This window comes from Arthrobacter endolithicus, assembly GCF_026627425.1.
In the GTDB taxonomy this organism is placed as follows: domain Bacteria; phylum Actinomycetota; class Actinomycetes; order Actinomycetales; family Micrococcaceae; genus Arthrobacter_M.
In genome coordinates this window covers 16,162-39,595 of the sequence record NZ_JAPNLH010000025.1, presented here as the reverse complement: position 1 = coordinate 39,595, position 23,434 = coordinate 16,162, and the positions used below count along the sequence as shown (strand labels likewise).

General features: G+C 61.8%; 21 protein-coding genes and 2 pseudogenes. 13 read left to right on the top strand and 10 right to left on the bottom strand.

Going from position 1 to position 23,434, the window contains the following annotated elements; translation table 11 throughout:
• Nucleotides 1–128: 128 nt before the first annotated feature.
• The 3 genes and pseudogenes from OS914_RS16365 to OS914_RS16355 all read left to right on the top strand — a co-directional run.
• Nucleotides 129–1,097: pseudogene (locus tag OS914_RS16365) on the top strand (transposase); the annotation flags it as partial.
• Nucleotides 1,094–1,873, top strand: coding sequence for an IS21-like element helper ATPase IstB (gene istB / locus OS914_RS16360; RefSeq protein ID WP_324290674.1), 780 nt, complete (start codon nucleotides 1,094–1,096; stop codon nucleotides 1,871–1,873). The pseudogene OS914_RS16365 and the gene istB, both read left to right, overlap by 4 nt.
• 38 nt (nucleotides 1,874–1,911) lie before the next feature.
• Nucleotides 1,912–2,961: a hypothetical protein gene (locus tag OS914_RS16355; protein WP_267547119.1), complete on the top strand. Its 1,050-nt coding sequence runs from the start codon at nucleotides 1,912–1,914 to the stop codon at nucleotides 2,959–2,961.
• Nucleotides 2,962–3,602: 641 nt separating this feature from the next.
• Here OS914_RS16355 and OS914_RS16350 read toward each other — a convergent pair.
• Both OS914_RS16350 and OS914_RS16345 read right to left on the bottom strand, forming a co-directional pair.
• A complete protein-coding gene (locus OS914_RS16350; RefSeq protein ID WP_267547118.1) occupies nucleotides 3,603–5,489 on the bottom strand; it encodes a tetratricopeptide repeat protein in 1,887 nt (628 codons plus the stop codon).
• 51 nt (nucleotides 5,490–5,540) lie between these two features.
• A complete protein-coding gene (locus tag OS914_RS16345) occupies nucleotides 5,541–6,047 on the bottom strand; it encodes a hypothetical protein (protein ID WP_267547117.1) in 507 nt (168 codons plus the stop codon).
• Between the two features lie 823 nt (nucleotides 6,048–6,870).
• Here OS914_RS16345 and OS914_RS16340 point away from each other — a divergent pair.
• From OS914_RS16340 to OS914_RS16330, 3 genes are all read left to right on the top strand, one after another.
• Entirely contained in the window at nucleotides 6,871–7,125 is a 255-nt protein-coding gene (locus OS914_RS16340; protein ID WP_267547116.1) for a hypothetical protein, read from the top strand.
• 115 nt (nucleotides 7,126–7,240) lie between these two features.
• Nucleotides 7,241–8,695, top strand: a complete 1,455-nt coding sequence (tnpC, locus tag OS914_RS16335) for an IS66 family transposase (RefSeq protein ID WP_267547115.1) — start codon at nucleotides 7,241–7,243, stop codon at nucleotides 8,693–8,695.
• A gap of 150 nt (nucleotides 8,696–8,845) precedes the next feature.
• Nucleotides 8,846–9,130: a hypothetical protein gene (locus OS914_RS16330; protein WP_267547114.1), complete on the top strand. Its 285-nt coding sequence runs from the start codon at nucleotides 8,846–8,848 to the stop codon at nucleotides 9,128–9,130.
• Nucleotides 9,131–9,343: 213 nt separating this feature from the next.
• Here the strand turns inward: OS914_RS16330 and OS914_RS16325 are convergent, their stop codons facing one another.
• On the bottom strand, nucleotides 9,344–10,243 hold the full coding sequence (locus OS914_RS16325; RefSeq protein ID WP_267547113.1) for a hypothetical protein: 900 nt from the start codon (nucleotides 10,241–10,243) through the stop codon (nucleotides 9,344–9,346).
• 860 nt (nucleotides 10,244–11,103) lie between these two features.
• Here OS914_RS16325 and OS914_RS16320 point away from each other — a divergent pair.
• Together OS914_RS16320 and OS914_RS16315 are read left to right on the top strand one after the other, a co-directional pair.
• Nucleotides 11,104–11,385: pseudogene (locus tag OS914_RS16320) on the top strand (multicopper oxidase domain-containing protein); the annotation flags it as partial.
• Between the two features lie 56 nt (nucleotides 11,386–11,441).
• Complete coding sequence (locus OS914_RS16315; protein WP_267547112.1) at nucleotides 11,442–11,852, top strand: DUF302 domain-containing protein; 411 nt, start codon at nucleotides 11,442–11,444, stop codon at nucleotides 11,850–11,852.
• Nucleotides 11,853–12,272: 420 nt separating this feature from the next.
• Here the strand turns inward: OS914_RS16315 and OS914_RS16310 are convergent, their stop codons facing one another.
• The 3 genes from OS914_RS16310 to OS914_RS16300 form a co-directional block, all read right to left on the bottom strand.
• A complete protein-coding gene (locus OS914_RS16310; protein WP_267547111.1) occupies nucleotides 12,273–12,419 on the bottom strand; it encodes a hypothetical protein in 147 nt (48 codons plus the stop codon).
• Between the two features lie 1,082 nt (nucleotides 12,420–13,501).
• On the bottom strand, nucleotides 13,502–15,538 hold the full coding sequence (locus tag OS914_RS16305) for a copper-translocating P-type ATPase (RefSeq protein WP_267547122.1): 2,037 nt from the start codon (nucleotides 15,536–15,538) through the stop codon (nucleotides 13,502–13,504).
• Nucleotides 15,539–15,672: 134 nt separating this feature from the next.
• On the bottom strand, nucleotides 15,673–15,987 hold the full coding sequence (locus tag OS914_RS16300; protein WP_267547110.1) for a heavy-metal-associated domain-containing protein: 315 nt from the start codon (nucleotides 15,985–15,987) through the stop codon (nucleotides 15,673–15,675).
• A gap of 245 nt (nucleotides 15,988–16,232) precedes the next feature.
• Between OS914_RS16300 and OS914_RS16295 the strand changes: the two genes are divergently transcribed.
• Nucleotides 16,233–16,460 carry an ArsR/SmtB family transcription factor gene (locus OS914_RS16295; protein ID WP_267547109.1) on the top strand — a complete coding sequence of 76 codons (228 nt, stop codon included), beginning with the start codon at nucleotides 16,233–16,235 and terminating at the stop codon, nucleotides 16,458–16,460.
• Between the two features lie 165 nt (nucleotides 16,461–16,625).
• Here the strand turns inward: OS914_RS16295 and OS914_RS18130 are convergent, their stop codons facing one another.
• The gene (locus OS914_RS18130) at nucleotides 16,626–16,832 is read right to left on the bottom strand and encodes a hypothetical protein (protein WP_324290673.1); all 207 of its coding nucleotides are present in this window, start codon (nucleotides 16,830–16,832) and stop codon (nucleotides 16,626–16,628) included.
• Between the two features lie 243 nt (nucleotides 16,833–17,075).
• Here OS914_RS18130 and OS914_RS16285 point away from each other — a divergent pair, with 243 nt between their 5' ends.
• Both OS914_RS16285 and OS914_RS16280 read left to right on the top strand, forming a co-directional pair.
• Nucleotides 17,076–17,774, top strand: a complete 699-nt coding sequence (locus OS914_RS16285) for an ATP-binding cassette domain-containing protein (RefSeq protein ID WP_267547108.1) — start codon at nucleotides 17,076–17,078, stop codon at nucleotides 17,772–17,774.
• Nucleotides 17,771–19,273, top strand: a complete 1,503-nt coding sequence (locus tag OS914_RS16280; protein WP_267547107.1) for an ABC transporter permease — start codon at nucleotides 17,771–17,773, stop codon at nucleotides 19,271–19,273. The genes OS914_RS16285 and OS914_RS16280 overlap by 4 nt, the downstream gene beginning before the upstream one ends.
• A 467-nt stretch (nucleotides 19,274–19,740) precedes the next feature.
• Here the strand turns inward: OS914_RS16280 and OS914_RS16275 are convergent, their stop codons facing one another.
• From OS914_RS16275 to OS914_RS16265, 3 genes are all read right to left on the bottom strand, one after another.
• Nucleotides 19,741–20,259: a sulfocyanin-like copper-binding protein gene (locus OS914_RS16275; RefSeq protein ID WP_267547106.1), complete on the bottom strand. Its 519-nt coding sequence runs from the start codon at nucleotides 20,257–20,259 to the stop codon at nucleotides 19,741–19,743.
• A 53-nt stretch (nucleotides 20,260–20,312) separates the two neighbouring features.
• On the bottom strand, nucleotides 20,313–20,591 hold the full coding sequence (locus OS914_RS16270; RefSeq protein WP_267547105.1) for an SHOCT domain-containing protein: 279 nt from the start codon (nucleotides 20,589–20,591) through the stop codon (nucleotides 20,313–20,315).
• A gap of 63 nt (nucleotides 20,592–20,654) precedes the next feature.
• Complete coding sequence (locus OS914_RS16265; RefSeq protein WP_267547104.1) at nucleotides 20,655–20,990, bottom strand: hypothetical protein; 336 nt, start codon at nucleotides 20,988–20,990, stop codon at nucleotides 20,655–20,657.
• 457 nt (nucleotides 20,991–21,447) lie between these two features.
• On the opposite strand from OS914_RS16265, the gene OS914_RS16260 reads away from it, so the two are divergent.
• Both OS914_RS16260 and OS914_RS16255 read left to right on the top strand, forming a co-directional pair.
• Entirely contained in the window at nucleotides 21,448–22,104 is a 657-nt protein-coding gene (locus OS914_RS16260) for a hypothetical protein (protein WP_267547103.1), read from the top strand.
• Complete coding sequence (locus OS914_RS16255; protein WP_267547121.1) at nucleotides 22,094–23,197, top strand: cytochrome b N-terminal domain-containing protein; 1,104 nt, start codon at nucleotides 22,094–22,096, stop codon at nucleotides 23,195–23,197. Before OS914_RS16260 ends, OS914_RS16255 begins: the two co-directional genes overlap by 11 nt.
• Nucleotides 23,198–23,434: the final 237 nt, after the last annotated feature.

Genomic DNA, 23,434 nt, shown 5'->3' with positions numbered 1-23,434 from the left:
GAAAATGAAGTAACCACCATCTACCCAGCCAACCGTTATGTGCCATGGAACACCGGTTCAGACTAAGAACAGCCGCCGATGCCCACCGCACGGCAGCCGCGGCCACATAATCAGGCAGGGCACAGAACACCGATAACGAAAAGACGGTGACGGTCTCCCATGTGGCCGGGGTGCCGGTGAGGAACCTGCAAACCGTTGATTTCGCCCGCTACTACGGGGTGACTGTGTTGACGTGCCAGCCGGCAGATCCAGCTTCCAAGGGCGGAGTGGAGAACGCGGTGAGAGTGGCCAAAGCTGACATCGTGCCCAAAGACACGAACCTGCGCGAGGCGTACGGCTCCTTCGCCGAAGTGGAGGCCGCGTGTGAGGAGTTCATGGCCCACATCAACGCCCGCGAGCACCGGGCAACCAAGCGCAAACCGGCGGCGATGCTCGCCGAGGAGGTCCTGCGCCTGCACGGTGTCCCGGATGAAGCTCACACGGTCTCCTTCGGTCTGGCCCGGATCGTGCCGCAGAATACGCCCATGGTCACGTTCAACAACGCCATGTACTCCGTGCCGTCCCACCTGTTGGGGCAGAGGGTGTTTGTCCGTTCCCACGGTGCTGGCCCGGATGAAAAGGTCGTCATCGTTCACCACGGTCCCGCAGGACCGGTGGAAGTCGCCCGCCACGGCAAGGCCCGGCCGGGGAGCCCTGCAATCAACGATGAGCACTTTCCCGGCTATGTTCAGAAGATCCCCGGTGACTACACGCCCCGGGCCCGTACCGGGGCCGAGGCGGAGTTCCTGGCCATCGGCGCCGGCGCGATCGCCTGGCTGAAGGAAGCCGCCGCCATCGGCACTGCACGGATGAACCAGAAAATGGCTGAGGCAGTCTCGCTGGCGAAGATCGCCGGCGTCATTGAGGTTGACCGGGCCCTGGGAACCGCAGCAATCCACGGCCGCTTCGCCCACGGAGACCTCTCCTCGATCCTGCAGGCAGGACGGGCCAGCACCACCACCCACGTCGCCAGCGAGGACGCGTCCCTGACCCAAGGCACCAGTGCCTGGGCCGCGATCACCACCACAACCGCCACCATGAGCGAGGTCAAGCCGTGAACCCGTTGAACACCACCGCTGCGGCACTGCCGGCGGATCTTGAAGCGATGATGCGGTCCTTGAAAATGCCCCACGCCCGCGCCCTGGCACCGGAACTCGTCGCTACCGCCCGCGCCCAGCGCTGGGAACCAGTCGAAGTCATCAAAGCCCTCTGTGCGGAGGAAATCCGTGGCCGGGCAGCCTCGATGCTCGCCACCAGGCGCAAGGCTGCCGGGTTCCCGACCGGGAAAACCTTCGATGCCTGGGACCCGGATGCTTCCTCGATCCCGGCCCCTACCCAGCAGGCGCTGCGGACCCTGGAATGGATCCGGCGCGGGGAAAACCTCGTCGTCTGCGGGCCCTCCGGCACCGGGAAAACCTTCTTCCTTGAAGCCCTGGGCCAGCAAGCCGTGGAGGAAGGCCTGCGCGTGGCCTGGTTCCGCCTCGAGGACCTCGGCCAGCTCATCCGCGCCCACCGCACCGATGACAGCGTCCCCCGCGCCGTCACCCGGGTGCTGCGCGCCGATTTGGTGGTGGTTGATGACATCGGCCTTTTGCCTGTGGGAACCGACGCCGCCGAGGGGCTATACCGGGTCGTAGATGCCGCCTATGAGAAACGCTCCATCGCGATCTCCTCGAACCTGCACCCGGCCGGTTTTGACGAACTCATGCCCAAAACGCTGGCGACAGCGACGGTGGACCGGCTGCTGCATCATGCCCATGTCTGCCAGACCAGCGGCGACTCCGTCAGGCTGACCCAAGCCCTGGCCGGGAAGGGAGTGACACAACTGAGCTAAAACACCGGACCAATATGGCCAACCACAAACCTATCTTTGTGGGCAGATCTCATGGCCATATCTGGGCAGTTTTGCTGGCCACCAGTGGGCAGATAACCTGGCCGCTGGTGGGCAGAAGCTCATGGCCCTTGACACCCGATCCACTGAACCCGAAAAACATGCACACCATTATGAAGAATGGTGCGGTTCCTCAGTTTCGCGACCTGGTTGAGCACCACGTCGGCATCCTGGCACTACTCGCACCACTCGTACGGGCAGGGAAGGTAGTCCTTGTATCGCCCGACCTCGCCCTTTCCCTGGCTAGTCACTTTCAGCCCTTCGACCGCAATCCGATCCGTGCTCTCAACGACGAGCTCTTCGTCGAAACGATGACACTCATTGAGGAGAGTGATCGGGCGCTTGAAGACATCAAGCGGAAGCACCCGGTCCGGTCCCGACTGTTCGGCGCAAGCGTTCAACGTGACAACAGCCACCTCGAGAACCTGACGAATCGCTTGTTTGCCCTCACCCTTGCTAACACCCTCAACGCCGATCTGTTCGATCTGATTCGAGATGGGAAGGAGTTCCGTCTGCCGCGTGACGACTCGAACTTCACTATGCGACGTCTTACCGGCATGGCGTCCCTGATGATGCCAGGGCTGGAGAGAATGCCGTTCAACGAGGTCCTGGCGCTCGCTCAGGGTAGCGAAGCGGCCGCCGAGGTACGAGCTGCGATCGGCCCGGTCTTCGACGCGCTACCCCGAGGGCTGAGCGACGAGGACGCTGTCCAGTACCTACGTCAGATCGCTGTGGAGCGGCTGCAGCCATCCCTACGACGACTAGAGAAGGAAGCCAGAGCTCTTCCCGGCGCTGAGTCATGGATGGCAATGGCCGCCGGTGTCGCTGTTCCAATCGTGGAGTTTGCTGCCACGGGGGCAATAGGCCCGGCATCCTATACCGCTGGGGCCGGAGCGCCTCTTCCCGCACTGGTTGGCTGGGTTGCCCACAAGTCCGACAGGGGGCTGGCGGCGAAGACCCAGCGTGCCCTAGCCACCGCGCTTCCAGCAGCCGAACAAAGACCCCAACGCCGTCGTTGGCAATCGCGGTAGCCTGCAACAGACTCGCGGCTAGTCATGCGCCTCGAGGTCGGACCATCTTGGCCGGGGGCTGGTAGATGTTCAGCGCGTTCAGTCCGAGAGTCTTTGCCACAGAGACGGCAGGTCTTTCGTGCCGCACGTCCCGAAGGCCGATCCCCTTGCGAACAGCTCCGTGCGCCAAATAGCGCTGTGAAAATGCCGCCATTTATCGCTGAAAGTCACATATCCACGTGGCCTGCCCCGCTTGAAGGCCAAACACTGGTTATCGGAGTCATCCGACACGCCGAGGCATATTTATTAGAAGCTGTACCTACCAACAGTTGAACTGATGCAACTGACTTTTCCGGTGGCTCTCTTCAGTTTCTATCCGGCTGGGCTTCCGGTAAAGGAAGTCTCATCTAACGATCCATTGGTAAGAAAAATGGGCGATCCCGCTTCTTGGGGTCCCTTGCAGTGCCACAAGTGCGGTGTGCTGGCTAGCTACCTCGAACCTGGGGCCGAGGGGCCGCCATCCCAAGAGGTGGATGACCCTGGCGCTGTGGATGCCGACCGCAATAGCTCGTAGTCCTCAGTAGCGACGACTCACTCACCGCCACCGCGCCCACAGAAGCAGAAGAGCATGACTGGTCCCGACCAGTCTTTAGGCCAGGCGTCTAGTGATTGTGGCCTTGCCACCGGTCTTCATTAGGAAGAAGCCAGAGGCGTGCCCCGGCTTCATCGGTCCAGTAAGCGAATTGGCTGCGGATGGTTAGAGTGTTCGGGTGATCCGGACCCAAGACCCTCACGTGGTCGAGCAGCAGGACCGCTAACAGCTCCTGCGCCCGACCCGCATCCCCAGCCTTGCCAACGTAGGAAGCGACGTTGCCACGGGTGGCAAGTGTGTCCGGGTGATCCGGACCCCATGCCCTCTCCTGGTCGGGCAATAGGGCCACGAACAGCTCCAGCGCCCGCTCGGCATCCCCAGCCTCCCCAGTCCAGTAAGCTTCGTTGTTTCGAGTGACTAGAGTAGTCGGGTGGTCCGGGCCCAATGCACTCTCCTGGTCGGGCAATAGGGCCGCGAACAGTTCCCGCGCCTGTTCCGCATACCCAGCCTCCCCAGTCCAGTAAGCTTTGTTGCCACGGGTGATAAGAGTATCCGGGTGGTCCGGGCCCAAAACCCTCACCCGGTCGGGTAACAAGGCCACGAACAGCTCCCTTGCCCGCTCCGCTTCACCAGCCTTCCCAGTCCAGAATGCGACGTTGTGGCGGATGGCAAGAGTATGGGGGTGGTCCGGGCCCAAAACCCTCACCCGGTCTGGCAGCAGGGTCACGAACAGCTCCCGCGCCCGCTCCGCATCCCCAGCCTCCCCCGTCCAGTATGCGACGTGGCGGCGGGTGGTAAGCGTATCCGGATGGTCCGGGCCGTATTCCGGATGGCTTTTCATCTCCTGGACACACCTACGGGCTTCGTCGATGGCCTCAGCAAATCTGTAGGCGTCAGCTAGCAATTGCGCGACTGTACGGCGGGTATTGAGGATTCGGACATCGCCTTTGGGCAGGTGGCTCACCCGTCCCTGCAGGAGCCTGCGGTACAGCCCGATCGCATGCTCGAAAAGCTCCTGGGCGCCGGGATAGCCCTGGTGTTTTCGGGCGACCACAGCCCAAGCGGCTGCGAGGTTGGCCAGTGCGGGTAGTGTCGCCGCCGCGCCGATTCCGTATTTGGCGCTCAGACGGTCCAGCTCGGCTTGGAGGACGTCCAGGGCACGCTGGGTATGGCCGGCGTCCAGGAGTGCCTCGGCGGTGGCCACGACCAGTACTGCCGACGGGGTCCCGGTACGAAGTCGCTCCTCAAGCTGAACTAGGGTGGCCTCCTCGGCGGCGATCCGGCCCGTGACGCGCCGGATCCGGATCAATTCGGCCTGCCAGGCAGGATTCGGGTCAAAGCCCAGGCGCCGGACATCCTCTGCGGTGAGGGCGTTCAGGAGGCTTTCACACACGTCGGACAACAGCGCAGTCCACGAATCGTTGTTGTGGGCGGCGTCGACGTAGGCGGCTATCGCGGCCAGTATCTGACGCTGCCGGTCCGATGTCAGTTCAGCTGGCACGGCTCGGGATGCTGTGTGGTGGGCGGTCTCCGAGGTGAACCGCAGCATACCGGTTGAATCCAGTGCGACCCATCCAGTGGTGAGGGCCGCTTCGACCTCAACTTCGGTCAGCGGCGGTACACCTAGGATGCCGGGCGGAGTGCCGGTGAGCCACCGGGCGGGTACGACGAGCCCGGGCAGACTGGCGACAGCTAGCACTCGACGCATGTCCTGTGGGAGGGCTTGGAAGAGCTGGAATGCCTGACCCTGGCCTGTCAGAGACTCCAGGTTGGCCGGCAACTCACCGGTGCCGGTGACCGCAGCACGGATGGAAGGTACATCCAAGAAACGGACTAGCCGCCCCGGGTGTCCTCGGCTGGCGGTGATCACCGTTGACAACGCTGACGTATCAGCCTGAGAAGCGTCCTGTAGATCCAGGTACTGTACTGCGACTTCGGCCAGTTCAGCCGGGTTCATTGGGTTCAGAGTGACCTCAGTCAGCCTGCCAGCACGCTCTTCCTCATCGAGCTATCCGGCAACGCTCTGAGGCAATCGGCCGCTGAGATCCTCACTCATGGGGATATCAGTGTTGACGGCCAGCACGATCAGACCGCGCGCTGTAGAGTGCCGCAGGACTACCTTGAGCATAGCGACAGTGATCTCATCGAGCATCTCAGCGTCATCGACCACTATCGAAAACGGGACAATCCCGGCCACCAATGCCAGCTCCCTGGCGCTGTTCTCCGCCGCTTCCGTGGCTACAGCCCGGGTGCCCACCTCCAGTTGCCGGCCCGCGCCGGCGCGCAGAGCCTGATCGATCAGACCCCGCCTTGTCCGGGTAGCTTGAGTGAGGCCGCTGTCCACGGACGGAGCGTCCTTCATAGCCCCCACCACGTTCACGAACGCTCCCACCCCAGCCGCGACGGGCAGGATTAATGCGAAGAGGCACACCGCGTCGACCAAAGCGCGCAGTCGGGTTCGGGTCAGTTCATCGGCCTCGCTCACTGCGGCAGCTAGGCTGTCAAGGTGCTGCATTAGCTGTCCTTGCCCGTCCTGGGCAGCACATCCGCCGGCCCGGGCTCGCAAAGCCCACCAGAAGAGTCCCAACCGTGAACCGGGAACAGGGGCCACCGGATCCGGAAAGAGAGCCTCCCGAACCAATCGGGGATCGGCTCCGTCGGTTACAGGGGCCAGATCAGCAGGCCAGTACCGCGGCCGTGCCTGCATCATTGCGCAGTGCCGGTACAACCCCTGCAACATCATTGTCCGTCCCGACCCGGAAGCTCCGCGCACCACCACCAGCCGGCATGGAGCGGAGACATGGGCCTCGTCCCACAAGTTCTGCAGTAATGAATATGCCCGAAGCCGATCAGCCCCCACCAGGATTCCACGTGAATTTCCTATCATTTCCAGATTTCACCACGCGCCCCACACCTCGTCAATCAGTACCTGGCCGCTGTTGCCCTTGAATGAAACCGATTCCATCACCTGCACCGTCAAAATCTGGCTCTCCCCTCCCGACATAAGTGTGGGTCAGGAGAGTCAAATCTGTTCCTCGTTCCGCATGAATTCTCGCAAGCTCGAAGGCGCTAGCTGGTCCCGAGGAGGTCTCAGCAAGGGTTGGCCCTTGACGGGACAAGACGGCGAGCATTGCCATCGCCCGTGGGTCCGGATTCCGAGGCCAAGGTGTCGCATCAATATGTCTCACAGCCTGCTATTCTCAACAACTCCCCACGTGGCGCTGTAGCAGTCGGTTGGATTCGAGGCAAGAATCGAAAGCCCGACTGATGCCGACGCGCATCGGGCAGAGACGCCGCCAGAAATGCGAGGCTTACCAATCGTCAAAAACCAGATTGCCGTGACTCCAAACCTGGAGTTTGCGGCGGATCGTGCCGGTCCGCGCCCTGTCGAGACGCGGCGACGCTCCATCGCGCCACGCACGAGCTACCGTCGACTGCTCAACTCCCTCATCATCCCCATTCTGCACGGGCTGACGGACCCACGCGCATCAATGGGCGGCGCCGTCGAGGACGGTGCTGCATCGCTGGAACGACGAACGTGTGTAGTCGATGCGAGCAGCCTCGCCGCAGTGGTGCGCATGCACATCGATTGACGAACGGGTGGTCCTGAGAAGTCAGGTTTAGAAGTGGACTCTATATCTTTCATACGCTTTCAAAAAAAGTAACTACTCAGCTGCTTTGACGGCGCGCCTTCGTTGATTTTGGGTTGTGGTTGGTGATGCTGGTGTGGTGTCGAGGTTGCCGTCATATGAGGAGCTTGCCGCCCAGGTCGTGAAGTTGCACGAGTTGGTGGTTGAGCAGGCGCGGGTGATTGAGACGTTGCGGACGGAGAACGCTCAGTTGCGTGCCCGGCTGGCTCAGAGTCCGCGCAACTCACACAAGCCGCCCTCAACCGAGGGCTATGGGAAACCGGCGCCGAAGTCCCGCCGTGGACGCACGGACCGTAAGTCCGGCGGCCAGGACGGTCACGAGGGCAGGACACTGCGTCAGGTGAAGGCACCGGATGAGATCGTCGTGCATCGGCCGCAGGCTTGTGCCGGTTGTGGCCGTTCCCTTGCGGACGCGCCGGTGGTTTCCACCGAGGCCCGGCAGGTTTTCGATGTGCCGCCGATCGCCCTGCGGGTCGTGGAGCACCGCCTCCAGCACACCCGTTGTTCCTGTGGGCAAGTGTCCATGGCTGACGTCCCTGCCGGGGTGTGTGCACCTGCCCGGTACGGGCCGGGGGTTCGGGGGCTGGCAACGTATCTGCTGGCCGGGCAGTATCTGCCTCTGGCCCGCACCGCCGAACTGCTAACGGAGTTATTCGGTGCCCGGATCAGCCAGGGATCCTTGGCCCAATGGTATGCCGACGCCGCGGACGGGCTCGATGGCTTCGACGAAACCCTCAAGACGGCCCTGTCGTGTGCGCCGGTGCTCGGCGCGGACGAGACCGGAATCCGGGTCGAAGGGGCCCTGGCCTGGGTGCACGCTGCCCGCACCGATTCCCTGACCCGATACACCGTCTCCGCCCGGCGCGGGGCCCAGGCGATGAAAGAAGCCGGCGTGCTACCGGCGCTGGCCCCCGATACCGTGCTGGTCACCGATTTTTGGGCACCGTACTGGAACTTCGATGTTCGCCACGCCGTGTGTGGGGCGCATCTTGGTCGGGAACTGGTCGCCGCCGCCGAGGTCCCCGGCCAGGAGGTATGGGCCACGAAGCTGGATCAGTTGCTGTTGGAGATCTGCAGGGTGTCCAACCGGGCTCGTGATGTTGGTGCGGACGGATTCGCCGATTCCCTGCTGGTGAAGTACCGGTGCCGGTACAACGAACTCATCGAAGCAGGGTGGGTGGCCAACCCCGGACACCGCCCAGGCCAGCGCGGCAAACGGCGAAGGCCCAAACACGTCAACCTGTTGGACCGGTTGGACACCCATCGGCACGAGGTGCTCCGCTTCGCCGAAGACCTGCGAGTCCCGTTTACGAACAACGGCTCCGAGCAAGACGTACGGCCACTGAAAATCAAGATGAAGATCTCCGGCTGCCTGCGCACCATGGCCGGTGCCCAAACATTCGTTCGGCTGCGCTCGTACCTCTCCACCGCCCGTAAACAGGGCCAATCCGCCCACGCCGCCATGCGCGCCCTACATGAAGGCAATCCCTGGATGCCCGCCACCACCAGCTAAAGCAGCTGAGTAGTTACCAAAAAAATTATGAAAAACTATTGGCAAAGAGAATGCTTCGCTAAAAGCGAGCGATATTTGCATTCGGCTAATCATCCCGTAACGTTTATAGGGAAGTAATCGCTTCGCTAAACATCGGTTGATAGGAAAATCATGGAAGAAGAGAAGTCAGTGATCGACTTGATCACCAAGTCCAGTGGGTTGTCGGAAGTTGCAAAGCTGTCGGCTTACAGCGGCTACCTGGACGACGTCGGAGAAGTAGAAGTCACCGTACGCGATAGGGGAGTCGGAGAACGTTCGCGTTTCTCAGTCTCAGCTCGTACACTTGATTTCCCTGTGGAAAGGACAGCAGCTGGTAACTCTGAGGCTGAGCTTGATACCGCCATTGTTGTGGTGCATTGGGATGATCTGAAGAAGCCAGGTTGGCAGGAGCGGTAAATCTAGATGAATGATGCTGGACCGCGCGAGATAGGTGGCCCCGTTGGGCAAAGGCAGTCCAGCATCTGGATCAAGACACAGCAAGCTCCTCATAGCAGCGCATCGAGTCGACTCGCACAGTCGAGCCTTGGCCGCACAAGTCAGTGAACTCTAGCTGTGCGTGCTCGCCCGGTGCCTGATTGGCCTGACGCCTCAGACATTCTTCCCGCGCTGCTAGTCCTTGGGGTCTTCCTCCGGAAGCTGGGAGAGCTTGTTCAGAACCTTCTCTGTTCCGTTGCCCACCGCCTTGACGACGTTTGGTGCGCTCATGCCCATAAGGCTGATGATCGAAGCGTACCCAGCCACAAGCTGCCAGCTCCCGATGATGACCGCGAAGAACATGAGGTACGTCAATAGCTTCATGGCCTTGACGATGATGGCGCGCTGGACGGGATCGGTGAAATCAATGAGCTGTGTCAGCTCTTCTACCTCAGCCTGGAGCTCAGGGTGGCCCTGCAGAAACTCTTCAATTTCTGCCTCATCAGCGCCTGCTTCTTCTTTCAGTTCTTCAACGTCGGCAAGCAGCGTGGACCAGCCGTTCGCAGGCGTCGCGAACTGGCCTGTGGCCAAAGATGACTTGACGGTTTTCATGACATCAGCCAAGAGAGGAGAAAAGGTCTTAGTCAGCTCATACTGCTGCGCTGCGAACTTTGCGGCCAGTGCAACCGCCGGCTGCATGTCAGCTGCCATCATCTCCGCCAAGCCGGCCTGCTTGACGATCTCACTGGTGAGTTCCTGCATGCGTGAAGCAAAGCCAGTCAGTTCTTTGTTATGGCCGATGATGTGTTCCGTGACTGCGGCAAGTGCAGGGCTTGTCAGTTGCATGCGAGCAATGTCGGCGGCCCTACCAGTCGCCATCTGGCTGTCCATGATAGTCGATGCGGCGAGGCTAGTCGCCCTCAGGGTCGAGGCATACGTAGCCTGGCGCCCCAAAGACTCCACAAGCCCGGGAAGGACCGAATTCTGGAAGCCGGCAATCTTGGCCAGGTCTTTCTCGGACATCCCGGCAGCGATAGCCTCGTAGTTTAGCTTGACCTGCTTGCTGGGCTGAGATTCACCGTTCTTCTGTTCCACGCATCTAGCCTAGCTGCGGAGCGTGACAGTTTTCGGCCGTCACGCCTATCACTGCTGCTTTCAAATAGGTTCTGCTGCGGAAGGGCAGGGCATCCTACGTTAGGCTCGCTCGCGCTGCAGATCGTGCCATCTGCGAAGATGCTAATCGATTCCATAACCCAGCATTTATCCTGTCGGAGGCAGAGCGCCTCCTGCGCATCACCGCCCTAGGATGGCACTTAGATCATTGGTCGAGGCTGCCCGACGGTCTGTCCGAGAACTTCGCCAAGTTTGTTACAGTCGATGCCGCCGGAGCACTTAAATCATTGATGGCTAGTGGTACCTCCCAAACCCGTCTGCCATCTTGCTGCTTGATTCCGAGGCTTACTGATGCTGGGTCGGATCACCCGGCCGGTCGGCCGGTTGGACTCTGTGCAGTCCCCTTGAACGGCGTATGCCGGACAGGATGATGCAGGAGCCTGTCAGCGCGCGTCGGGGGCCCATCCAATCCACCTAGCTGTTAACACCATTGCACCTGAACAGTGGTGCCGGGTGCGGTTAGCCGTCCCCTCAGCGATGGCGAAATGCTTCACGCTAGACGAACGGCCAGCGCGTAAGACGCAAGGGTGCCGGTCTTCCGAGGGGGCTGGCGTTGGACCGTCTGCTGCCAAGCAAGCACGCCGTTCGACACTCGGTCCGCCTTTACCCACCCTGTCGGGGCTAGGGGCAGACACGATGGCTTGTGGAGCTTCGGGCGGTGGGGTGTTGTTTGATGAGGCAAGAAACCGCAAGCACCCCACGCTTTGTATTTATTTTACCAGCCGGTCGGGTGCGACAAGGCTAGCGGCGAGGTTCAGCCTTGGGCAGTTATGCTCCAGCCGTTGCCGGCCACGGTTCCGGCCGGTGCAGTCGAGGAATGGATCCTGTGGAACACGAGCCCGATGGACCACTCCGTGCACCTGCACGTATGACCGATGCAGATCATCGAACAAGCCGGCCGGCCCGTGGATAGCCCCGTGTGGCAGGACGTGGTCAACGTCCTGGCCGGCAGCAGTGTCCGGGTCCGGATCTCCTTCGATGACTTCACCGGCAAAACCGTCTATCACTGCCATATCCTGGACCACGAGGACAGCGGCATGATGGGCCTGATCGAAGACCGGTAGCACGGCGGCCCCACAGTCCTTTGCATGAATGAGAAAACCGATGAAGGAGAGCAACAATGAGCTACGCACACACCATCACCGTCTCCGTGCCCTACGAAGAAGCAGTAACCCGGACCCGCGAAGCCCTCACCCGGCAGGGCTTCGGCGTGCTTTCTGAAATCGATGTCCGCGCCACGTTCGAGACCAAACTCGGATCCGATGCCGGGCAGGGCCTGGGCGACTACCTCATCCTGGGCGTCTGCAATCCTGCCCTGGCGCAAAAAGCTCTGGCCGCGGACCCCGACATGGGACTGCTGCTGCCGTGCAACGTCGTGATCAGACGCGGACCTGACAACGGCACCACCGTCGTCCAGACCATCGACCCACAGACCATGGTCCAGCTCAGCGACGCCCCTGCCGTGGCCGAAGTAGCCTCGGACGCCGACCACAGGCTCCTCGCAGCCCTGAAGGAACTCGAATCCGCCTAAGAACCGGCCAACAGGCGGCGCCCGACCGCCCGCGGAGAGAACGAGTACGGTTTAATGCCGCGTAGCGCCGGAGTCCCTCGGCCACCGCGCGGTGTCGGCGGGATTATTCACGCGGTGCCTGGCTCAGCTGGGGCCTTGTTGGCGGGAGTCACAGGGTTGCTGAGTTACCGTCCGGTCAATCAGCGTAGCCCGGGGGGCAGCGTTCTGGACGGCGACGATCGGCGCCCCGGAACGCTGCCCTCCGGTCGGGAAATCGGGCGGATTACCTGCCGAAACTGGTGGTCGGCCTCGCTACGAGTCCTCGCCGAGGATACGGAGACGTTCCTGGTACTCCTGTGCGCTCAGTTCACCGCGTGAGTATCGCTCGCCAAGGATTCCGCGGGCACCCGCGAGTGTCTCTGCGGCCCCGATGTCCGTATCTCAGGGTTCCTGACTGTTCTTCTGGATGCCGTAGTCGCCAGCGGCGCGGACCCCGCGGATGATGACCCAGATGAGGCCGACGGCCAACAGCAGGCCCATGGCCCACCACCCGCCCATGCCGAACCCGCCCCCCATCATGATTCGCACGTCCCTTCATGCCAGGTTGGAGCATCCCCTGCCGTGCAGGCTCTTGCACGGGCGACTATCCCCAGCACAGCAACCATTTCCCTGGCAGATACAGGCCACTATGGCGTTCCGCAAAACCGTAGCGTCGGATATTTCTCTAATTCAGAAGCCACCCGTAGGCGACCGTGAGTTGGGTGTATATTCCGGCGGAATAGGGGCCGGGTGCCAACTAGCCAGCAGCCGGAACGTGCGTCGGCAGCCCATCATGCGGAGCGCTTTCTATACGGGTCCAGGTTCCCCGGTCCCGGAGTTACCTGGGCGGAGTGATCCTGCGTAGCTGGGGCGTCCTTGAGACAGCCCGGGACTTATATCAGTGAGCTTCCGTGCGGGAACCCGCCGGGCAGACCTCTGCCGCCACCTCGGCCTGACAAGTAGCCCTGCAGCCCCCTCGGTGCCGAACTCCTGATAAGAGCCCACAACCGGTTACTGTCTGAGTTCCCTGACAAGACCATGATCTCCCGTCCGTGGCCGTATGTGTAGGGGTCTCCTGGAGGGTGGGGCAGCGTTATGGGCCCACAGCTTTACTGTGGACTACTAAAAAATGCACCGGGCACCGGCGAGGACCAGTGGCCCTTGTTGAGGGGTGCCGTTAACGCCGCCGATCCGGGGGCCGGGGTGCGGGCCCGGTGCGTGGGCTTGCAGGCCGGACATCCGGCGGTGCAGAAACCGCACATTGCCGGGTGCCCGCGTGGAACGGCATGGCGGCTTCAACCACCGCTCCCTAGACTGCGAGGGCGTGGGAGATCGCCAGTGTGGAGTTGGGGGGGGGTGCCGGTGCCGTTTTCGTGACATGGTCTGCTGCTGATGCGACAGCCACGGCGCTCATGGATGTCGGCTCCGTGGATGCCGTTTGGATTCTGCCGGTCAGGTGCATGCCACCCATGATAGCGAGCACGAGAATGAGCAACCCGCCCCAATGCTGCAAGGATCCCAGCTGCGGAAGGGTGCGGGGTGCATACCTGGAGGGATCCTTTCTGGTGGATCGGCGCTGGTGGTCGTTGTGGAGCGTACCGAGCAGGCTGGGTGGTTCCGGTGAGTCGGGGCTAGCTGACGTCGGCCGGGTCGAGTTTGAGTCTGCGCAGTAGTTGGGCGTTCAGTGCCACAACAATGGTGGACAGTGACATGAGCACGGCCCCGGCGGCGGGTGAGAGAACGACCCCGGCGAAGGCGAGCACTCCGGCAGCCAGTGGGACGGAGATGATGTTGTAGCCGGTGGCCCAAATCAGGTTTTGCCACATTTTGCGATAGCTGGCTTGGGAGAGTTCCACGGTGGAGAGCACCGCGCGGGGGTCGTTGCCGGCCAGGACCACCCCGGCTGATTCCATGGCGACGTCCGTTCCGGCACCGATGGCGATGCCGACTTCTGCCCGGGCCAGGGCTGGGGCATCATTGACGCCGTCACCGACCATGGCAACTTTCAGCCCGCGGCCCTGGAGCTCGGCCACTTTCTGGTCCTTGTCCTGGGGGAGGACTTCGGCAAAGACTTCGTCGATGCCCAGCTCGGCTGCCACCGTGGCGGCGACTTGGTGGGCGTCACCGGTGATCATGGCAACTTTAATACCGCGTGCCTGCAGGGCATGGACTGCCTGCCGGGATTCTTCCCGGATTTCATCTTCCAAGGCGACGGCGCCGATCACGGCACCGTCCTTGATGACGTGCAGGACTGATGCTCCACGGTCCATCCATTGTGTTGTTGCGGTGCCAACTCGCTCCGGTTCGGCCAGGCCGAGTTCCTTCAATAGGGCCGGGCCGCCAACGGCCACGGTGGAACCGTCAATGCTGGCCTCCACCCCACGACCGGTCATCGATTGAAACCCAGTGGCTGCCAAGACCGGCGCGCCGGCCTTTTCCGCGGCTGTAATGATGGCGCGGGCCACGGGGTGTTCACTGTCGGATTCCACGGCCGCGGCCAATGCCAGCAGCCCATCCTTTGTGATGCCATCACTGGCGACGATATGCGTGACGGCCGGTTCTCCCTTGGTTAGTGTTCCGGTCTTGTCGAAGAGGACGACGTCGATGGTGCGCATCCGCTCGAGCGCCATCCGGTCCTTGATCAACACACCGGCCCGGGCAGCCCGTTCAGTGGAGATGGCAATGACCAGCGGAATGGCCAGACCCAGGGCGTGGGGGCAGGCAATGACGAGCACTGTCACGGTCCGCGTCACGGCATCGGGAATGCTGCCCAGCAGCGACCATACGATGAAGGTGATGACGCCCGCGCCAGCAGCAAAGTAGAACAGGAACGCCGCGGCCCGGTCGGCCAGGGCCTGTGCGCGGGACGTGGAGGATTGGGCTTCGGACACCAGTCGCTGAATCCCGGCCAGTGCCGTGTCGTCACCGACGGCCGTGACTTTCACGCGCAGGGAATTATCGGTCGCGACGGTACCTGCCACTACGGAGTCCCCGACCGTGCGGGAGACGGTCTTGGACTCGCCGGTGATCATGGACTCGTCGACTTCGGCGGAACCGTCGGTGACTTCACCGTCAGCGGGAAGCCTGGCGCCGGGTCGGACTAAAACAATATCGCCGGGGTTCAGCTCGGCAGTGCTGATGGTTTCGGTTCCGCCGTCGATCACCCGTTCAGCCTCATCGGGCAACAGGGCTGCCAGGGCATCAAGAGCGCCTCTGGCCGAGCCGAGTGCGCGCATTTCGATCCAATGTCCCAGCAGCATGATGGCCACCAGCAGGGCCAGCTCCCACCAGAAGTCCAGGTCGAAGCCGCCAAAACCCAGACTCGTCACCCACGACGCAATGAACGCCACCGAAATGGCCATAGAGATCAGCAACATCATGGCCGGTTGGCGGGACTTGATTTCCTGCCATCCACCCTTGAGGAATGGCTGTCCGCCGTAGAAGAAGATCACAGTGCCCAGCACGGGCGGGATCCACGCCGAACCGGGGAACTGGGGCACGGAGTAGCCCAGAAGGTGCCCGAACATGGGGCTGAAGAACACGACAGGGATGGACAGGACCAGGGTCAGCCAGAAACGGTTCTTGAACATGGCCGTGCTGTGCCCGGCATGTTGTCCTCCGCTGTGCCCGGCGTGGTCATCATGGTCCATGCCAGCGTGCCCCATCATCGCGTGATTCGGGATGGAGTTCTCCCCGGACAGCCCCTGTTCCGGGGCAGTATCAATGGATCGGTGGCCCGTGGGGTTGTTGTGGTTGTCCACGTCACTCCTAGCTCAGCAGTGCAAAAGAAACCAGCGGTTGCTTAGCTTCCGGTAAGGGTGTAACCGGCGTTTTCGACGGCGGCCCGCACCGATTCCGTGCCGGCATCACCGACTACGGTCAGTGATGAAGTGCTGCCAGCCCTTAGCTCAACCGTGGCTGACTCTACTCCCGCCATGGCCGACACGGCCGTTTCCACGGTTTTCACGCAATGCCCGCACGTCAGACCCTCCAGCCCGTACCGTGTACCGACAGCCTCGGACGGGACCACGGGGGTGGAGTCGGTAGAGCAGCATGCACAGGCGCTCTCAGCGGTAGGGGTCAGGTTGAGGTCTTTACGGGTGTCTGTTCCGCACATGTCAGATAGTTCCTTTGAACGAGGATGAAGGATGCGTTGCGGGTTGAACGGCAGTGGTGCCCTGCTTGCTGATCGGCCAGGACAAACTACTTCACTGATAACAAATGAAGTATACCCCTGGGGGGTATTCTTCGTCAAGGCATCGTCTCCGAGTGTGCAATGATCTGCGTAAGGTTGCAGGTAACAAGTTGTGCCAAAGGCCGCCCCGGCGGCGAATACATTGAGTTGGCGTTGAGGTATTCGCCATGCCGGCGGACACGCCAAGGATCCGGATCATCATGGCGCTGCGGGACAGCGAACTGCCGGTCAACCAGCTGGCGGAAATCCTCGACAAGTCCCCGGCGTCGATCTCCCAACACTTGGCCAAGCTGCGTCTGGCCCGCATGGTCTCCACCCGCCATGAGGGAACCCGGGTCTTTTACCGGTTGGAAAACGAGCATGCCCGCCAGCTGGTCGCCGACGCGATCTTCTAGGCGGAGCACAGTGTTAGCAATAGCCCGGGCGACCATCATCACCAAATCGCTAAGAACAGCATGACCCCCTCCCATACCGGGCACACGCATGTCGATGAACACGGCCACAAACACGACCAAGCCCAGGACAATGACCGCAGGCATGGGCATGGCCACGACGGACACTCACATCTGAGCGGAGTGATGGGCTTCCTTCATGGGCTCTCTGTGCCGCACATCCACGATGCGGCCGATTCCATTGACGATGCCCTTGAGGCGATCCCCCCAGAGTGTCAGTGCCTCGAAGATCAGTGTGGTCTTGCTGCTGGGAACCACTGTCCTGCAGCTCGCCGTTGTGCTGATCAGCGGTTCCATGGCCCTGCTGGCGGACACCTTTCAAGACGCTAATCCGTGTATCCGGCGAGCACCGTCGCTGAGCGACGCTTGGGTTAGCTCATCCCCATACCCATACCCCGGTCGTACCGACGCCCGTTGACCAGCGCCGACAGCCACAGCGTGACGCGCGCAAACCCAGGTGATTCTTCGATACCGGATACGCGTGCATTTTCTATGAGCCGCGGCCCATATCGGCGGCAAGCGACAAGCGCCTACTATCGAAGAAGAAAGAGGGTCGAAATGGTCCACGAACACGGCGAACACATCCAGCACGGCAGAAACATGCAGAACGGCAGCCGGAGTCATGATCCGGTGCTCCGGGCTTCGGGTATCACGAAGTCGTATCGACGCAGCCACTGGCCCTTCGGCCGGACCCGCGATGTGCTCGCTGGTGTCGATCTCGCCCTTCACCCCGGCGAGGTGGTCGGCCTTACCGGTGAGAATGGCTCCGGTAAATCGACCCTAATGAAAATCCTAGTCGGTGAGATGCGCGCCGACCAAGGAACGATTTCCCGCAGCGGTCGGCTGGGCTATTGCCCGCAGACACCACTCGTCTACGGCCGCTTGAGCTGCGACGAACATTTCGACCTGTTCGGTAGGGCCTACGGCATGACCGGACATGCAATGGCAGCATCACGAGAATCGATCTACGAAGAGCTGGGATTCAAGCGATACGCGCGCACTCGCGCCGATCAGTTGTCCGGAGGAACACTGGCCAAGCTCAACCTCGGTCTCGCTCTACTGGCTGACCCCGATGTGCTCCTCCTCGACGAGCCCTCGTCCGGCTTCGATTGGGACACCTACCAACGATTCTGGATACTCGTCGCGGGGCGTCGCGCAGCCGGGCGGACAGTATTGATCATCAGCCATTTTGTGGTCGATGAGGACCGTTTTGACCGTATCCTCGACATCCGGGCTGGCAGCGTGGTCGCGCGATGACCACGTTGGTGTTTGTCCAACGCTTTCTGAACGACTACGTGCGCAATCCCGTCAACCTGCTCCTGCTCATCGTCGTGCCCACAGTCTTCGTGCTCGTTGCGGGCGGTGAACTAGCGTCCTTTTCAAGGTTGCTCGGCGGTCCAGAAGGCCCGGCGGTTGAGTTAGCAACCGCTGGCTGGGCCGCCGGATTCATTGCTGGTGTTGCCATGTACTTCCAAATGGCAACGACACGCGGCACCGATCGAAGAGTGGTCATCGCCGGCCTCCCGGCAGCGCGGCTCTCTCTCGCCCGGCTGGTCACCGGCGGATGCCTCGCCGTGATGGCTGCGACAACGGCCTTGATCGCCCTCGTCGCCCGCACTGGCGTCGACGACCCTTGGCGCGCTTTCGCCGGGACCCTCATGTTTGCCGGTATCTACGTCGCCATCGGTGCCGCGGTCGGGGCGGTTGTGCGCAATCCACTCAACGGCAGCGTCGTGGTCCTGTTCGTTTGGATCGTGGACGTGTTCTTTGGACCGGCGATGGGTGCCGCCGACAACGTCGCTACCCGGCTTCTGCCGACTCACTACGTCACCCTGTGGATGATCGACCTGCCGTCGGGACACAGCGGGCCCATCGGTGATCTCGGCTGGGCCCTGATTTGGACGGTATCCGCGGTTGGCGCAGCCTGGGCACTCATCGCCGCCCGGACCCGCACCGGCCACGGTCGCATCCGTCCGCCAGAGGTAGGATCGTTCCGTTCCCAAACCTCCGCCGCCCTACGGGCCGCATGGCGGGACACCCGACGTAATCCCGCGCTCTGGGCACTCCTCGTCGTTGTGCCCGTGGTTTTCATTCTCGGCGTCTATGTCGTCACACCGGACAAACCCATCTCGATTGGCCTGCATGAGAACGGCGAGAGCATCACCCGCACACTGTCACTTATCGACCTGCACGGCGCGACAATGGCTCCCGTGGCTGTCGCGTCACTCGCGGCGCTCCTCGGCCTTTTTGGCGTGCTCCAGAGTCGGGATGGCGACCGGAGGGCGGCTCTGGCTGGAATGCGGACCAGCTCCCTGCTGTCCGCCCGACTGGGGGTTCTGACCGTTTCCGCTCTGGTCGCGACGGGTGTGGCGCTAGCCACCAGCGCGCTGGTCTTCAGCCCGGTTCAATGGGCGGGCTACGCTGGCGCCAACATGCTCCTCGCCCTGACTTACGGGCTCATCGGGGCGCTTCTCGGACCGATCTTCGGATCCGTCGGCGGAGTGTTTGTCGCTTTCCTACTCGCATTCTTGGATATCGGCATTGTTCAAAATCCCATGTTGCAGCCCGAACCGACCGTTTGGTCTCGTTTGCTGCCCGGTTACGGCGGATCACAGGTTCTGATCGACGAGGCATTTACCCCGGGTTTCGACGAAATCGTGCCCCTCCTGGTGGGGTTCGGATGGTTCGTTGCACTTGCCCTGGCAGTGGTCTTTACCTACGACCGCGCCACACGTCCGGCACGTCACGTCGGCTGAGTCTGGGCGTCGTTTTCTGATGAGACGGGCTACGTCGCGCCTGGGCATGTATGAGGGCTGAGCCTAGCTGCACGGGGGGAAAAACCCAGCTTAGCTGTCATAATAACCTTACGTCCGGCCGACAATCAGGCTCCAATATCACTCCCACTTCGATTATCGATCCCGATGGTGCCACCGTTCCTGAAGCAGGTATGGCGCCACTGGTCCCGCAGCTAGCCAAAGAATGGTTTGGTGTCCGACTTCTGCCTCGCGGACCAGCTTGATTGCTCCCAGACTGTTGGGCTTCGCTTTGTGTCGAAGTGCGCTGGGGTTTGATCTATCTCGCAACCAGACCGCTTCATAGCCATAGTTTGCGAGAGGCCGGAGTTCGAGCTGCGTGGATAGGAATCGGCGGTCGGCGCTACTTTTCCGTGTCATGGACCCGAGCCCCACCCTCTCAGCGGCGCACGACAAGAGGTGTACGGAAATTAGGAGACGGTGAGTTGGGTATACATTCCGGCGCCATAGTGGCCGGGAAGGTTGCACACCAGTTCATAGCGCCCGGGTGCCAACGTGAGGGTAACCCAGCCTGAGGAACCGGAAACGATTCCTTGGCCGGCACCTTCAGCACATGTATTGGATGCTTCACCGACACTCCCGGCTTCATCGATCCTGGCGTCACCGCCAATCGGGCGGGTGCCGACAACCTGATCGGCCGGAAGCGGCAAAACCACGAGTTCATGACTGATACTGCCCCCGTTGGTTACCAGAAAAGACACCTTTCCTCCCGGCACGGTGGCACGGTCCGCGGTCAGCCGCATCGCCCCGCCATTCATCATGCCGTTGCGTTGGCCCATCAGCGGTCCACCCATGTTAGTCAGGGAGACGTTCACCACCGGACCGTAAAGACTAGGCGCCGCACAGTTCTGGCGGGACAGGAACCCGTTGCCGCCGCCAGTGGCTCCGCCCACAACCCCCACGACGACGACGACGGACAGGGCTGTCATGATGAGGGTGACTAACACCCCGAAAATGACCTGCCCGCGATGCGAGACGGGCTTCATTCCGGATGCCGGAGTGCGGAGCGGCGGGCGGTGTATTCCGTTTCGTCGATCTCACCGCGGGCGAACCGTTCGTGCAGAATACGCTCGGCGTCGTAGTGCGGGGGCCGCACGGCGCCGGGTCCTTCATGCGGATGGGTGCGTCGAAGCAGGAGAACGACGACAGTGACCACCCCTCCCCAGAACACCAACATCATAAGTACCATCGCCACCCAGGCACCTACACCCCAACCGTTCCCGTCCCATCCATACATCATGATTCCATCCCGTGTAGACATGCTGACCAGTCTTTGGTTGGAGTCTATGGCCCCGGTGGCCCCACGGAACAGGGTCGAAGGTCCTCAACCGGTTCCCCGCATCTCGTCGCTACATTGAACGGACCGGTTCGTGGGCAACCGCGGCTTCGAAATCGTGCCCTGATAGGCGACGCCGGATTCCATCTTGAGCGGGTAGCCTTGCCGACTTCCCGGCCGGTGGGCAACGTCGTCAGCCACTCTTGGCACGGCACCGTTCGCGTTGTCCCGGGCGACGACCGCTACTTGGCGTTCAACGATGGATAGGTCCTCGTGCCGCAGACCGAGGGCCTCACCGATCCGCATTCCGGCATCGAGGAAGCAGCACGAACAGGAACCGGTCCTGTACCAGTCCTTCAGATCATGGGCTTCCGCCTTGACCATGTTAGTCGAGCGTTCTATCGACGCCAGATCGGCCAGGAAGCGCTCCACCGGATCGACGGGTATCAGGCACCGGCACAATCCGATGCAAAATCACGCATAGTCCTGGCCCGGATCGCCTCCGGTACCGGAAAATGCGCCTCCGGTTACCCGAGATCTAGTCCTGGCAAACCATGTCAGAAACACTCTTCACCACCATCAGTCCGGCTCTACAACCCGCCTATGCCAGCATCCGCGCAGCGACGGCGCGACCAAGGAACATTCTGGGGAAAACCCTGGCAGCGGGGCCGGACGAGCAGACACGACCCGCTTCCTCCGCTAGCCACGTCGACGACCAAAATCCACGCCCACACCCGATCGGAGGAGATGAAGGCCAAGACCTAGAAACTTTCCCTCTTAGTCCATATATTGAATAATGTCGTCTATTTCGGCGCATCCAGACGTGACCAGGGATGGCTTCATGAATCGGACAGTGCACTCCTTCGTTACCATCGCTGACCGGCTTCGCCCCGTTCGGCTCCGCCCCCGGTTGTACAGATTTTGGCGACGGAGTCTGGGCGGCTTCCTTGTGGTTTTCCTGAGTGTCATGCTTGTTGGCCAGCCAGCTTGGGCGCACGGTGGACAATCCCCGACCGAGGGTTACGTCATGGTACAGCAGGCGCTCAGTTACCTGGTCAACGACTCCTCCCAGGCTGGTACCACCCAAGCGTTGGCGAAGGTGGATGAGGCACTCGCCGCAAAAGATCAGGACGGGGTCGCGGTCGCAGATGTCGAACAAGCTAAAACGGACCTCATGAATGGAGACACCAAGTCTGGCCGAGCCCTTCTCCAAGGATCCATCGCAGAAGCGGTAGCGGCGCTGAAGCCGGCGGTCGGTGAGGAGACCGGAACCACCATCATGGTGGCCCCATTTGAGTCTCGAGGGTCCCTCACCGTCACAGACTGGGTCTTCCTTGTGCTCTCAGTGCTTATCGCCATCGGCGGCACCATCCTCGCAGTGCGGTTCCGTCCGCCTGAGGGCATGCGGGATTTGCGCCGCGACATCCTCGGAGCCGAGGGCCTGCGTCATCAATCCCCGCAGCCTAAATCAAACGGACGTGACCACGATGCCCGCTGAAATCGCTGACACTGCTCCCGTTTCGGCAAACCCGGAAACTCGCACTTGGACACGAAAGGCCTGGGGTGTCATCGATGAGCGCATGGGCATCTCCGCGCTGGCCTACCCTGTCCCCGAACACGGCAACCGGTTCGCGTGGACCCTCGGTGGCATTACTGCTGTCAGCTTCGTGCTGCTCATCGCTAGCGGTATCGTTCTCGCACAGTTCTATGCTCCCCGGCCGGAATTGGCAAATCAGTCGATTCGCAACGTCCAGTCAAACGACTGGGGCGGTTTAGTCCGAGGCATTCACTTCTGGGCAGCGCAGGCGATGTATGTCGGTGCCCTGCTCCACCTCAGCCGAGTCTTTTTTACCGGTTCCTACAAGAAACCTCGTGAGGGGAACTGGCTCGTCGGGGTCGCCATGTTCGCTCTGGTGACCTTCTCCATCTTTACCGGGACGGTCCTGAAATGGGACCAGGAAGGGTTCGAAGCCCTCGGCCACAACATCGAAATCGGCAATCTACTCGGCGGGCTCGGCTTCTGGTTCTCGCCTAATTTCTCCGGCCAACTCTCGATCCTGCTGCGGCTCTACGGTGCCCACGTAGTGATCATTCCCGGAATCATCCTTGTACTCGTCATCCTGCATTTCCTCCTCGTCAAACGTCATCACATGTCCCCTCACCCCAGCCTGCCCGTTGGGGTTTTGGTCGAGCAGGCCGCCGCCGCCGAGCCCACGCAGCCGTTCACGCGGCACCTTCGTCGCCTGGTCGCTTTCGGGATCGCTTTGACCGGTATCCTCGGCATCCTCGCAGTGCTTCTTCCTGCAGCCATCGGTTCGTCCCCGGTGGCGGGTATTGAGATCACCAAACCACTGTGGATGTTCTGGTGGCCGTTCACGTTGGAAAACTGGTTCGGACTTCCAGCCATCGTGTGGGGGGAGGCTGCTTTCTTCGCCATTCTGGCAATCTTGCCGTTCGTCGACCGTAACAAGAAACGAGAATGGCGGCAGCGTCCGGTGGCCATAACTCTCGCCGCCGTACTTCTGGTTGTTCTCGTTGCTTTGAGCATCATCATGATCCTCACCCCTGCCAAGAACCATTTGGGCATGTGATGGCGCTCCGGAGTGGTCAAGCCCAGAGCAGACGAGCGCACCGCTGGCTGGTTTTTCTGATCGCAATCATGGTCGCGACAGCCGGAGCAATCACCGCTGCTGTCACCGCACCGCCAAGCCCCCTGGCCGGTCTCAGTTTCGGGCTTAGCTCGCTCATTTTCGCGGCCGCCCTCATCCTCGCAGGACGTGTGACGATCGCACTTGAACGCGCCCGGCGCAGAGCCCTCCCACCGCCCC